9 protein-coding genes are annotated in these 12732 nt (G+C 71.5%); 4 read left to right on the forward strand and 5 right to left on the reverse strand.

All coding sequences use genetic code 11. From position 1 onward, the window contains the following. Window positions 1–198: 198 nt before the first annotated feature. Genes D7X55_RS24710 through D7X55_RS24720 form a run of 3 tightly spaced genes read right to left on the reverse strand, consistent with a single transcriptional unit; the run spans window position 199 to window position 3744 of the window. Complete coding sequence (locus D7X55_RS24710; RefSeq protein WP_147470198.1) at window positions 199–2115, reverse strand: glycosyltransferase; 1917 nt, start codon at window positions 2113–2115, stop codon at window positions 199–201. Further along, window positions 2112–2843, reverse strand: coding sequence for a PIG-L deacetylase family protein (locus D7X55_RS24715; RefSeq protein WP_121724366.1), 732 nt, complete (start codon window positions 2841–2843; stop codon window positions 2112–2114). Before D7X55_RS24715 ends, D7X55_RS24710 begins: the two co-directional genes overlap by 4 nt. After that, window positions 2836–3744 carry a hypothetical protein gene (locus D7X55_RS24720; protein ID WP_121724367.1) on the reverse strand — a complete coding sequence of 303 codons (909 nt, stop codon included), beginning with the start codon at window positions 3742–3744 and terminating at the stop codon, window positions 2836–2838. The genes D7X55_RS24715 and D7X55_RS24720 overlap by 8 nt, the downstream gene beginning before the upstream one ends. Window positions 3745–4193: 449 nt before the next feature. On the opposite strand from D7X55_RS24720, the gene D7X55_RS43510 reads away from it, so the two are divergent. The 3 genes from D7X55_RS43510 (at window position 4194) to D7X55_RS24735 (ending at window position 7708) form a co-directional block, all read left to right on the forward strand. Next, window positions 4194–4478: a PEGA domain-containing protein gene (locus D7X55_RS43510; RefSeq protein ID WP_158626419.1), complete on the forward strand. Its 285-nt coding sequence runs from the start codon at window positions 4194–4196 to the stop codon at window positions 4476–4478. A 39-nt stretch (window positions 4479–4517) separates the two neighbouring features. Continuing rightward, entirely contained in the window at window positions 4518–6413 is a 1896-nt protein-coding gene (locus D7X55_RS24730; protein WP_121724369.1) for a serine/threonine-protein kinase, read from the forward strand. 395 nt (window positions 6414–6808) lie between these two features. Then, complete coding sequence (locus D7X55_RS24735; protein WP_121724370.1) at window positions 6809–7708, forward strand: serine protease; 900 nt, start codon at window positions 6809–6811, stop codon at window positions 7706–7708. A gap of 16 nt (window positions 7709–7724) precedes the next feature. Here D7X55_RS24735 and D7X55_RS24740 read toward each other — a convergent pair whose 3' ends face one another. After that, window positions 7725–9953: a kelch motif-containing protein gene (locus tag D7X55_RS24740; protein ID WP_233610040.1), complete on the reverse strand. Its 2229-nt coding sequence runs from the start codon at window positions 9951–9953 to the stop codon at window positions 7725–7727. Window positions 9954–10224: 271 nt separating this feature from the next. On the opposite strand from D7X55_RS24740, the gene D7X55_RS24745 reads away from it, so the two are divergent. Beyond that, the gene (locus D7X55_RS24745) at window positions 10225–11187 is read left to right on the forward strand and encodes an alpha/beta fold hydrolase (RefSeq protein ID WP_120546605.1); all 963 of its coding nucleotides are present in this window, start codon (window positions 10225–10227) and stop codon (window positions 11185–11187) included. A 3-nt stretch (window positions 11188–11190) separates the two neighbouring features. On the opposite strand, the gene D7X55_RS24750 is transcribed toward D7X55_RS24745, so the two are convergent. Further along, window positions 11191–12717, reverse strand: a complete 1527-nt coding sequence (locus tag D7X55_RS24750; protein WP_121724372.1) for a general secretion pathway protein GspE — start codon at window positions 12715–12717, stop codon at window positions 11191–11193. Window positions 12718–12732 lie beyond the last annotated feature (15 nt).

Here is a 12732-nt window from a genome sequence, read left to right on the forward strand (position 1 = left end):
GCCCAGGGCCCGGCCCACCGCCTCCAGCTCCCGGCCCGCGCCCCCGTCCTCCGTCACCACCGCGACGGCCGCGCCCGGCGCCACCGTGCTGAACAGGCGCACCACGTCCTCCGGGTGGGCCACGACGATGAGCGCCGGGGCCTTCTCAATCTCAGCCATGGAATGCACTCCACTTTGAAAGGGATTGCGACCGGTGTTTCAGCCGTGTGCCGCGCTCCAGCCGGACACGTCCTGCGCCTCTTGCTTCGGGAAGCGCAGCAGCGGCAGCAGCTGCTCGCGGATGAGCGGCTCCCAGCCCAGCCGCTCCGACAGCGCCCAGCCCGTCGCCAGCAGCAGGCGGCCCTCGTGCGCGTCGCGAGGCAGCCGCCGCACCACCTCCGCCGCCACACGCTCCGCGGTGCGCAGCTCCGCTTCGCGCAGCACGCTCGCGGGCAGCGCCTTCCAGCCCTCCACCGAGTGCGCCAGGCCCTCGGCCCGCGCGTCCGCCACCGGGTCCGACACCACGAGGTTCGGATGCGCGGCCTCCGACAGCCCCTGCCGCTCGCACACCGCCTTCAGGGCCCGCCGGGCGCCGCTGACGCCGGAGATGACGCAGATGGCGCCGCAGCCCAGGGCCTCCAGCTGCGCCAGGCCATAGGACTCATACAGCGACTGCCCCAGGGACACGTCCGTGGCGCGGTGCAGGTCGTCCCGCGTGAAGTCCAGGCCCGCGGGCCACGTGGGCTGGTTCACCAGCGCGATGTGCAGGCCCGTGTCCTTCGCGTTGAACGCGTCCACGCGCGTCTTCAAGGCGCGCAGGTTGCCGGACGGCTCCGCCTCGTTCCACTCCGTCACCATCACCAGCAGCGCGGGCTTGCGCTCCGGGGGCAGCAGCGTGGCCAGGTGCTCGCAGACGTCCACGTCGCGCCAGAGCCCCTTGCAGACCTCGTCCCGCGCGATGTGCGTGAGCAGCAGGCGGAAGTCCTTCCCCCACGCCTTGCGCGCATGGGCCAGCACCTTCGCCCGCGCGGCCTCCTTCGCATCCCAGCCCGTCTCGATGGGCCGGTGCCCGTGGGGCACCACCGTCACCGGCTGGAGCGCGTAGCGCGCGTCCAGGAAGCGCAGCTCGTCCGCCACGGACGCGCTCACCGCGCCCACGCGGTCGCACAGGTGGCCGTTGCGCAGGATCTGAAAGTTGGGCCAGGCGCTCACGGGGTAGACCTCATCCAGCGTCCGGCCCTGCTCCAGCCCCAGGCGCTGGATGTTGTAGAAGCGCGCGTCGGACGCGCCCTGCCCTGCCTCGCCGTACTCCACGAGCACCCGGGGCGTGCGCACCTCGCCCGCGTAGTACACGGTGCGGCACCAGCCACGACCGTCGAGCAGCGCCTTGTACGCGAGCGGCAGCGACAGGTGCTCCTGCGCCAGGATGACCGTCCCCGCCCCCTCGTCCTTCGGGCGCAGCCGCTCCAGCGCGTCGAAGACGGGCTCCGCGAGCACGATGGCCAGCATCGCGTCGTGGTCCAGCGCGGGCGCGTCCAGCAGGCCGTGCCGCACGGCCTTGCGGAACAGGCGGTTGACCCACGGCGCCGCGCCCAGCCGCGTGCCGAAGCGCTGGCGCCACACCTTCGACAGCCCCCGCCACGCCGCCGGACGCGGGCCCCGGCAGTCGAACGGGAGGTCCACGCCCAACAGCGTGTGCAGCCGCGCGAGGAAGCTCGGCAGCGTGCCCAGGCGCACCCGGTAGCCCCGGAGCACGTCCGTGAGGTCCACGAGCAGCACCTCCACCGGACCGCCCGGCGCGTCGCGCCGCCCGTAGACGAACGACACGTCGTGCTCCTGCTCCACCGGCTGGAAGACGCGCGTCCACCGCTCCGGGTTGTCCCGGCGCAGGCCGCTGTAGAACACCTCTCCGTTCGCCTCCAGGTCGCGCGCCAGCGACTCCTCCGGCGCGTAGCTCCCCAGGCCGCAGGGCCGCACCGTGGGGCTCACCAGCAGCGTGCGCGGGAACGCCTGCCGGTATTCGGGCGCGGACAGCAGGTGCTCCAGCACCACGCCCATGCCGCCCAGCGTGCGCGTGGCCTCGTAGGACAGGTGCACCAGCATGCCGCCTTCAGCCCAGGGTTCCCGCGCGCTCATGACGCCACCGTCCAGACGCGCTCGCAGAGGCCCCGGCCCGCGCCCAGCCGCCGCGCGTGCGCCTCCACCGCGGGCAGCGTCTGGGGCTCCAGCTGGCTCTGGTAGAAGGACAGGCCGCGCAGCTTCGCGGACCACAGCGACGTCATGTCCAGACACCGGGGCGACAGCCCGAGCGCCCACGCGTAGTCGACGATCTCGTCCTCCGGGTGGTGCGCGGAGTACGGCAGGTCCTCGTAGTAGACGACGTTGTGCCCGTCGCGCAGGGCCCGCACCGCGTCGCGCACCAGCAGGTGGTCCACGTGGCTGGAGATGCCCAGCGGCACGTAGCAGATGGCGTCCGGGGACACGCTCGCCAGCACCTCGCCCAGGGCCAGCCGCACGCGCGAGGCCAGGGCCGCGTGGGCCTCCTCGGTCTCGGGTAGCCCCCCGGGCGGCGAGCGCAGGCTGGTGTCGCGGAAGCCCAGGTGCACCAGGTCCGCGCCGTGCGCCCGCGCGAACCTCCGGTCCTCGCCCATCCTGCGCGACGTCACCGCCATGGCCCGCGACGGGTCCACCGGCAGCACGAACTCCCAGCAGCTCTGGGAGAAGACGGTGACGAGCGTGGGCACGATGCCCCGGGGCACGCCCAGCAGGCTCGCGTACGCCCCCAGCGCCACGTCGTCCGGATGCGGGGAGAAGAAGACGTGCTCCGGACCGTCGTCCCCCACGTCGCGCGCGCGCTCAGCCACGGGCGCCTCCCGCGAGCGGCGGCGCGGGCCACGCGTCCAGCGGCAGGTCGTGCAGGTCGCCCTCGGGCGTCACGAAGCCCAGGATGACCACGCGCTCGCCGTCGTTGTGCACCGTGTGCCGGAACGCCCGCACCGGCGCGTCCAGCTCCCGCGTCAGCCCTTCGGAGAACCGGCCGGAGGTGATGAGCCAGTGCCCGGCGTCGTTGGGCATCAGGCGCGGCGTGTTCCCGTCCAGCCACACCAGCCCCGGCCGGGACTCCCCCAGGTTGAAGGTGAAGAAGCTCTTGTCCGAGTGCGGCTCCGACGCGTGCGCCACCACCTCCCGCCTGCGCCGCGCCGTGCTGGGCGCGTGGTACTTCACGAACCGCACCGCCCCTTCCGTGCGGCGGCGGAACAGCCGCGTGAGCCCGCCGGGGCGCAGGCCGTAGCCCAGCTCCATCGCCTCCAAGAGCGCGATGCCCACGGCGTGGCAGGCGTCGTACGCGTCCTCCGAGGCCTCCAACAGCTCCCGCACCGGCTCCGGCACCACGCGGCGGCGGAAGCCCGTCCACGTCGCCGGCTTCGCCATGAAGGCCTCGATGGGTTGGCGCACCACCGGTGACTCCGGGAACCAGGTGGCGTTGTAGCCCGTCTCGAACACCGAGGCGGCGGGCAGCAGCGAGCGCAGGTACGGATGCGCCAGGAGCGCGTGCTGGAAGGTCGCCTCGTAGCGCTCGAACAGCCCCGCCAGGGCGTGGCGCTCCAGGAAGGCCGTGGGACGCTCCAGGTAGACGAAGCCGCGCTCGGACAGGTGGGTGATGAGCCGCTGCGCGAAGGACTCCCGCTGACGCGGCGAGCCGGACACGAAGTCCTCCAACCTCAGGGGCCGGATGTCCGCGAAGCGCTGGGGCGGTCTGCGCACGAGTCCATCACGCGCGGAGGCGAAGGGTCTGGGAGGCAGGGACGGGGCCGGTGTCCGTGTCGCGGTGGCGGGCATGGGATGTCGGGTCGTCATGGGTTGGGACTCAGGCTGGAACGTGAAGCAGGTTACGGGTGGCGTCTGACATGCGTGGATCCCCTCGGACCCGGCCCCGGGGGCAATGCCTCTCAAACCCATCCACCTCCCAGGTCACCCCGCACGCACGCACGGTGGGTCCGGAAGGCACCGCCCGGAGCGCTGCTTCCGCCGATCTGTACGCGTGGCAACAACGCTTGCGACAGAAGGGCCGGTGCCTTGACGGAGGCCCCCGCGCAGGCGCTCCAATCCCTGTCATGCCCTCGAATGCCAGACGTCTGATTATTGCGCTCCTCATGGCTGGCGCCTGCGCATGTGCGGGCGCGCCCGTCCCGGCCTCGCGGGATGCCGACGCTTTGGAGGACCCCTGGGGAGAGGACTCCCGGCCTGCGCCGGCCGCGGCGCGGGTGGAGCGCGCGGTGCTGACGGGGCTGCGCCTGGCCGTGATGCCGGACCAGGCCCACGTCTACGTGGATGGCCGTGCGATGGGGATCGCGCGGCAGCTGGGGGCGCTGCTGCCGCTGGCGCCCGGGGTGCATCAGGTGAGCGTCCAGCTGGAGGGCCACGACACGTGGCGGGCCGAGGTGCGGGTGGGCGACCGGCCGGAGCCCATCGAGGTGACGTTGACCGCTTCGCCGTGACGCGAAGCGCACCGCCAGACCCAAAGGGGGAGGACCGGCGTGACGCAGCCAGAGAGGAAGGGCCAGCTGTTCCGGTTGCCGTTCGCGGATGCGCCGGAGTCGCGCGCGCGGCTGTGGAAGAGCATGACGGAGCACGGCCTGTTCGTCCCCGAGGACCTGCCACGGCCCATCGGGACGGAGTTCGCGCTCCAGGTGGCCTTCCAGGGAGATGGGCCCGTTGTCTCCGGCCGTGCGCGGGTGATGGCGCACGGCGTGTCTGGCTGGGCGCGCGGCTACTTCGTGAAGTTCGTCGCGCTGGACGCGGACAGCCTTCCCCTGCCCCTGAGCCCTCGCGAACCTCCCGCGCCCGAGCCGGTGGAAGTGGCCGTCGCGAGCGCGCCCGGTGGGAGCGAGGACGCGTGGCGCGAGGAGCCGACGCCGGTGGGCATCCAGCCGCGCTCCATGGTGGAGGAGGCCTCCGCGCCGGGTGACGCTTCGCACCTGGAGGCGTGGCAGGGCGGGCTGCGGCCGTTCGACGCGTTCGGGCCGTATCAGCTGCTCCAGCGGCTGGGCGCGGGTGGCATGGCGGAGGTGCTGCTCGCGCGGCACACGATGGCGGAGGGCGTGGACAAGCTGGTGGCGCTCAAGCTGGTGTTCCAGGAGTACGCGCGGCACCCGCGCCTGTCGGAGCTGTTCCTCACCGAGGCGCGGCTGAGCGCCACGCTGCAGCACCCCAACGTCATCCAGGTGTTCGACGTGGGCAGCGCGGTGGGGCGCCCCTTCATGGCCATGGAGTACGTGCACGGCCGCAACGCCTCGGACCTGGTGCAGGCGCTGCGGCGGAGCGGCCGGCCGCCGCCGGTGGCGCTCGCGGTGACCATCGCCATCGAGCTGGGCAAGGCGCTGGAGTACCTACACGAACAGCGCGACCTGGATGGGCGTCCGCTGCACCTGGTGCACCGCGACGTGAGCCCGGGCAACGTGATCATCGGGCTGCACGGCGAGGTGAAGCTGGTGGACATGGGGGTCGCGTCCGCGAGCATCGCCAGCGGGAATGATGGGCTGGTCGTGGGCAAGCGCGCGTACATGGCGCCGGAGCAGGCCGCCGGAGGGCACCCGGAGCCCGCGTGGGACATCCACGGCCTGGGGCGGGTGCTCTATGAGTTGCTGACGCTGCGCCGGGCCTCGGAGGCCACCGGGCCCTTGAAGCCGTCCCACTTCCATCCCCAGGTGACGCCGGAGCTGGAGCGGCTGGTGCGGTGGGCCACCGCGCCGGAGCCATCCGCCCGGGCGCCCAGCGCGAAGGTGCTGCGGCAGGCGCTGGAGCGCGTGCGGAGCACCCTGCCCCCGTTCGACCTGGTGCAGACGATGCACGCGCTGTTCGGCGAAGCGCTGGAGCGGACCCGGCACGAGACGGAAGCGCTGATGGGGATGGCGCGGGGCAAGGACCGGCCCCATGCGTTCCCGCGCTATCGCCGGTGGCGCACCGCCGTGGCGCAGCGCATTCCGGTGCGTGCGCAGCTCCTGGCCTCGCGGCACGGACGGACGCTGCGGTGGAGCGCGCTGGCGATCACCTTCCTCTGGGTTACGGGTGCGTCGTGGATGTGTCCGCTGCACGCGAGGGAGGCGGCGTTGGCCGGGCATCTGTCGCGCGCGGACCGGTTGATCTCGATGGCGAAGCTGTCGGGCGCGGGCGAGGACACGGCGCTGGCGCAATTGCAGGCCGCGCGGGTGCTGAGGCCCGAGGATCCGCGCGTGCGCTCGCGGCTGGCGGCGTTGGCCGATGCGTTCGAGCGGCTGGCGGAGGAGGCGACGCAGCGAGGGGACATGACGGAAGCGATGGCGCACCTGCGCGCCGCGCTGGAGGCGGCACCGGAGCGACGCGCGGTCCGCGTCCGGCTGAGGTTCCTGGAGGAGGAGCTGCGCCAGGCGTCTTCGGGCTGGAGGGTGCGATGAGGACGACGGGCGTGGGGGGCTCAACGTCGGCGCGAGCGCTCCGCACGTGGGCCACCACCGCACGCTCGCGGCCGGCAATTCGCTGGATGTCGCGCGGGGCCTGGAGGCCACCGGGTGGAGGGCGCGGAGTTCATGTTCCCGCCACCCGAGCCCGGAATGTTCGTCTGGCGCGTGTCCGCGCTGGATGCGGACGGAAGGCCCGGTGAGTCAGGCTTCGCTCGCCGCGTCTTCGTGGTTCGCCAGCTCCGACGCGCCGACCGAGACGATTGACGCGTCATCCCCCTGCGCTGACATGTCACGGGCGACGAAGACGGCGTGCCGTCACACGTCCGCCCGGGCGCGTGAGCGCGGCATGTCGATTGCTATATTGCTCCGCACTTGAGTCAGGAAAGTGCATGCGCTTCATGAGCGGAGTCGTCGTCGCGGTCGGGCTTCTCGGGTGCGGTGGTTCAACGGCCGGGCAGGAGCCGTTCGAGCCCGTGGGTCACACGGGCCAGGAGATCGTGGGAGGCACCGAGGCCCGGCCGAATTCCATGCCCTGGATCGTCAGCCTGCAAAGTGGCGGCAGCCATTACTGCGGGGGCAGCCTGGTGCGCGTGGGCCCCAAGGAGGAGACGGACATCGTCATCACCGCGGCCCACTGCGTCTATGACGGTTACCTCGGCGCCACGGTGACTGCTGGAGCGCATGACCTGAATCGTCCCACGTCCGGGCAACAGACCGTCCGGGTGGCGAGGGCCGTCTACCATCCCCAGTACAATCCGGACACGACGATGAATGACATCGCCGTCGTCCAGCTCGAAGTGCCCATCAAGTTCGGCTCCGGCACCGGGCTCGTCGCGTTTGGCAGCGGAAAGTGCGGCCAGATGGGCCTCATTCGCGGCCCGGTCTGCCTCCCCGACTCCGGGGAGCGCGTCGCTGAAAACACGATGGCGACGGTCGCGGGCTGGGGCCTGACCCGGGAGGGTGGCTACGACACGTCCAGCATCCTGATGCAGGTCGGAGTCCCCATCCTCAAGCATCAGGACGTCGCCGACAGCTACAGGGCCGAAGGCATCACCATCGACGAAGACGCCATGTTCGGCGCGGGGTACGCGCAGGGGGGCAAGGACGCGTGCCAGGGCGACAGCGGCGGGCCGCTCGTCGTCAAGGGCGCTCAGGGCTACGTGCTCCAGGGCATCGTGAGCTTCGGCGTGGGCTGCGCGCGGCCAGGACTGCCCGGCATCTACACGCGGGGCTCCCACTACATCCCGTGGATTGAGACGCAGATCCAGAGTCTCAGCCGCGTCTATTAGGGCGCGGAGCATCCGCTCAGGGGAGGTACAGCTCCGCCGTCGGTGCCGATCCTCCCACGACGAGGACCGTGCCGTTGAGCAGCAGCGTCGCCGTGTGGCCATAGCGAGGCTGGGCCAGGGAGCCGGTAGGGCTCCAGGTGCCCGAGACCGCGTCGTACAGCTGTGCCGTCGCGAGTGCGAAGACTGTCGGGTCGAGTATCTCGCTCAGGCCCCCGGCGACGAGCACCTTGCCGGTGAGCAGCAGCGTCGCCGTATAGGAGACGCGATTCCCCATGGGGGCAGTCAAAGTCCAGGTGTCCGAGGCCGGGTCGTACAGCTCCGCGGTCGGCAAGGTCAGATCGACTTCGACATCGTATCCTCCAGCGGCGAGTACCTTGCCGCCGGGCAGGAGCGTCACCGGGGGGCCGCCGGGAAATGCGAGCGGCGAGCTGGCGGGGATCCAGGTGTCCGAGACCGGGTCATACCGTTGCGACGCGTTTCTCCGCGCGAAGAAGACCTGGCCGTTGAGCAGCAGCGTGTGTGAGTCAAAGACAGCGTAGAGAGGAGTACCGGCGGGGCTCCAGGTGTCCGAAGCCGGGTCGTACAGCTGTGCCGTCAGTCCTCCCGCGGCGAGCACCCTGCCGTCGAGCAGCAGCGTCGCCGAGTTGGCGCCAGGCGCGAGCGGCGTGCCGGCGAGGCTCCAGGTGCCCGAGGCCGGGTCGTACAGTTCGGCCGTCGCGACCAGACCGTTGTTGGCGTCACGTCCCCCCACGACGAGCACCTTGCCGTTGGGAAGGAGCGTCGCCGTGTGGCCCCAGCGAGGTTGGGCCAGGGAGCCGGTAGGGCTCCAGGTGCCCGAGACCGGGTCATACACCTCTGCCGTCGCGACGATCTCATCCATGCTGGAGCCCCCCGCGATGAGGACTGTTCCGTTGGGCAGCAGCGTCGCCGTGTGGGCAAAGCGAGACTGGGCCGGGGAGCCGGTAGGGACCCAGATGCCCGAGGCGGTGCAGGTGGGCAGCCCCGTCACTTCGAAAATCCGGGTGTCCGTCAGGTTGAAGGCGTTGGTGACGGTGGCGGTGATGGTTGGAGGCGTGCCGGGACTGACACAGGCAGGGGCCGTCCAGGTGATGCGGCTGCGGGAGGCATCGCTTGCCGGGGTGCCCAGCACGCCGGTCGTCGCCTGCCAGGAGAACGTGAGCGCGGAGCCCTGCGGGTCGCTGGCCACCACCTCGTAGGTGAGCACCTGGCCTGGCGTCGCCGTGTCCGAGGAGCGATAGGAGCGGATGATGACGGGCGGGAAGTGATGGTCGGGGGGCGTGTCGCGGACGCACAGGGCGACGGTGCCCGTCGTCAGTCCACCGCGCCCATCTGAAACAGCGACCGTCAGGCGGCAGTTGTTGCAGGAGCCGGCGGGCAGGAGCGTCGGGGTGAACCGGGTGGAGGGGGAAGAGGCATTGCTCCAGACGCCAGCGCAGGTGGCGCTCCAGGAATAGGAGAGGCTGTCGCCATCCGGGTCGGAAGCACAGACGGAGACAGCGGTCGGCTGCCCCACCCCCAGTTGCGTGGGATTCGCAATGACAGAGGCCACCCGGGGTGAGCTGTTGAAGGAGATGGACAGTCGCGCCTCCCCTTCGTTTCCGTCCTGGCTGACATTGACGTCCAGGACGATGCTGGAGGACAGGCCCCGGGAGTCCGTCACGGTGAAGGTCAGGGTTTGAATGCCGGTGGACTGCGGCGCGGTCCACGAGGTGGAGGCAGCCGAGGGCGAGGAGAAGGCGCCCGCGGTGGCACTCCAGGCATACGAGAGCGTGTCACCCGGGTTGGGATCATGCGCGGTGGCCACCAGGGTGAGGGAGCCACCAGCGGGCACGGTGGTGGAGGAGGCCACCAGGGAGTCGATGAGCGGGGCCTCGTTGTCGAAGGGCGGTGGCGGGTGGGTCTCCTGGAGGGTGATGGCGACCAGGGTCGTCTGGTCCGCGGAGATGGTGATGCCGGTGGCGGAGCCTTCGAAGCGCAGCGCGCCCGAGGCATCGAAGGCCCGAGCCAGGAAGGAGCGATTCGGGCCGGCGGGGATGTTGCCGATGACGCCGCCCCACACCCCGTTGGTGGGCGCGAGAACGATGGTGACCGAAGGGATGCCCGGGCCGCTGGAGGTGACGGTGACGCGGGAGACGTTGGAGGCGACGGCCTGACGTGCGGAGACAGCGAACCGGGCCGAGCCCGCGTCGGAGGAAGAGTCAGCGCAGCCCGCCAGCAATGCCAAGGCGAGCGCCAGTCCAAGGGAACGGGATATTTCAATCATGATTTATTGCGGAAATGATCAATGAAGACAGACGGCTCTGACCATCGCCCCGCCAGTCAGTGAATGCGTCGGGTGCCTGAAGCGCGTCGGGACCCGTCGCCCAAGTTTTGAAACCCTTGGCGTTGCGCGCCTGCCATCATCGCGACGTGGCGCCGGAGCCACCGCGAGGTCACGGGACGTGGGACGTCTGGGACCTACATTATGATGGGGGCCCTTCCCCTTGGGTGAACGCATGTTCGTGGCTCTTGGAGTCCTCGCTGGCGCCGCCGCACTCGTGCCCGCCGCGCGCTGGTGGTTGATGCACCGGGAGGGCTTGCCCCGCGCGAGCGAGCCCTTCGACGGACACGTCTACCGGGTGGGCAAGGCCGTCATCGCGGAGCGGCGCTGTGAGCAGCAGCCCCGCGCCACGGTCATCGTCATGCACGGCTTCGTGGCCGACATGCGCTACTTCACGCACCACTACCGCGAGCCCGACCTCCAGCTCATCCTGCTGACGAGCTGCGACTACCACCTGCCCATCACGGATCCGCGCGAGCAGTCCGCCCCCTGGGCGAAGGTGCCGGCCGACCCGGAGGGCACCATCGCCCATGACGCCGCGGTGCTGGTGCAGGCGCTGGAGCACCTGCCCCGGACGGATGTGATTCGCGTCCATGGACACTCACGGGGAGGCGCTGTCGTGCTGGAGGCCGCGAAGCTGCGGCCGGACCTGTTCGAGCGCGTGGAGGTGGTGCTGGAAGCGCCCGTGCTCCCGCAGGGCCGCGCCTACCGGAGCCTCACGCCGTCTCAGCTCTGGCTGCTGCCGTTCCTGATTCCCCTGTGGCGGCTCGCGCCCATCGCCCGGCACAACCGGGGGGCCTGGGGGCCGCTGGAGAATGCCCGCAAGCGCGAGCTCATCATGGCCTTCCCGTTCAACCCGAAGCGGGTGGCGACGATGATGGCGAACCTGCGGGACATCGATGCCTGGAGCCAGACGCGCGATGCGTCCCTGTTCGGCAACGTGCGGCGTGGCACGGTGCTCGTGCCCGGGAAGGACCGGGTGCTGGAGTCGGCCTCCATGCGGGAGAGCGCCGGGCGCGCGAAGCCGGGGCTCAACGTGGTGGAGCTGGATGGGTGCAGCCACTTCGTCCTGTGGGACCGTCCGGATGCGATGCCCGTGCTGGTTCGCACGCCGGAGCGGTCCACCGGCAACGACTGACGCTCAAGCGCTCTTGCGACGCCGCATCATCGCTTCGTACGAGCGGCCCACGCCCTGGGAGAGGATGAGCAGTTCGCCGACATCGGGCGGGGTGAACTGCTCCGCGCCGTTGTCCACGTAGAGCAGGTGCACCACCTTGCCGCGCACGAGCAGCGGCAGGATGACCGCCGTCGCCGGGAAGCCGCCGCCGAGCAGCTGGTAGAACATGCCCATCGCGGCGTCGCGCTTCACCGGGCCGACGTAGTGGGAGCGCAGGTCGCGCACGAGGCGGAAGGTGCTCTGGTCGCGCAGCGGCACGCCGATGCGGCGGACGCCTTCGTTGCTCACGCCCTGCCCCATGCCGTGCCAGCCGGTGACGAGGTTGCCCTGCACGGACAGCAGCAGGCAGCGGCGCCACTTGCCCATCGCGAAGCGGAGCACCGTGCGGGCCACGTCCTCGCGGTCCGAGCTGCGCGCCAGCTCCGCCTGGGCCTCCGGGAACGTGAGCGGCGTCGGGGGAGGCGCTGGGGGAGGAGCCACCGGCTTCGCGGCCGCGCCCGGAGGCATCGCGCCCGTCGCTCCGGCCTGGGCCGCGACGTGCGCGGGCACACCTGCTCCCGCCTGGGCCGCCCCCTGCGCGGGCACGCCAGCGACTCCCGGCCCACCCCGCGCCTGCACGGGGACACCCTGCGCTCCCGGCTGAGCCGTGAGGTGCGCGGGCACGCCCTGCGCTCCGGGCTGCCCCGCGACGTGCGCGGGCACGCCTTGCGCTCCTGTTCCACGGGCCGCCTGCGCGGGCACTCCTTGCGCCGGGACCGCCGGCGGGATGTGCGCGGGGATGTCCAGGCGTGGGGCCGCGGGCGCCGCGGGACGCGCTTGCGCCGGCACCGCGGGCCTTCCCTGGGGCGGCGTCACCATGGGCGCGTCCAGCACCTCCTCGCCGGTGATGACCTCCCCCTCCAGCACGTCCGCTTCCGCCTCCGAACCGCCGCGCAGCGCCTGCGCGTAGACGGACTGGAACTCCTCCTCGCTCATCAGGTCCGGCGGCCGCTCCGCCGCCTTCGCCAGCTCCGCGGCCGCGCCCTTCGCGGGCCTGGGCCGGACCGCGTTCATGTCGATGGCGCGCAGCTGCCGGAACGCCTTCGCGTGCCGCCTCAGCAGCTGGTTCATCCGGAACTCGGGGATGACCACCGGCACCACGCGCTTGCCCGTCTTGAACGCGATGGCGTCCAACGTCGGGAAGTCATGCGGGTTCACCACCGCGACGCTCAAGCGCGTCGCGTCCGCCCGCATCGGCAGGAACTCCTTGTCGTCCGCCTCGTTGGGGTTCACCAGCGCCACGGCCTTCGGGTCGGGCACCATCTCCCCGGACGCATAGGCGCAGTTGTGCAGCCGCCCCAGCGCCTTCGCCAGGTCCTGCTCCGACAACAGCCCCAGCTCCACCAGGTTCGTCCCCAGCCGGCCGCCGTGGACCACCTGCGACTCCAGCGCCTCCTCCACCCCGGCCGCCGTCACCAGGCCGTCCTTCACCAGCAGTTCACCCAGGCGCATGGGGCCGCTTGTAGC

It is taken from the genome of Corallococcus sp. AB049A, from assembly GCF_003668885.1.
Classification (GTDB): domain Bacteria; phylum Myxococcota; class Myxococcia; order Myxococcales; family Myxococcaceae; genus Corallococcus; species Corallococcus interemptor.

What these genes read in the sequence shown, in the direction of transcription:
- D7X55_RS24710 (WP_147470198.1), bottom strand. Translation starts at nt 2,115, where the DNA reads ATGAGCGCGCGGGAACCCTGGGCTGAAGGCGGCATGCTGGTGCACCTG.
- D7X55_RS24735 (WP_121724370.1), top strand. Translation starts at nt 6,809, where the DNA reads ATGCGCTTCATGAGCGGAGTCGTCGTCGCGGTCGGGCTTCTCGGGTGC.
- D7X55_RS24745 (WP_120546605.1), top strand. Translation starts at nt 10,225, where the DNA reads ATGTTCGTGGCTCTTGGAGTCCTCGCTGGCGCCGCCGCACTCGTGCCC.
- D7X55_RS24750 (WP_121724372.1), bottom strand. Translation starts at nt 12,717, where the DNA reads ATGCGCCTGGGTGAACTGCTGGTGAAGGACGGCCTGGTGACGGCGGCC.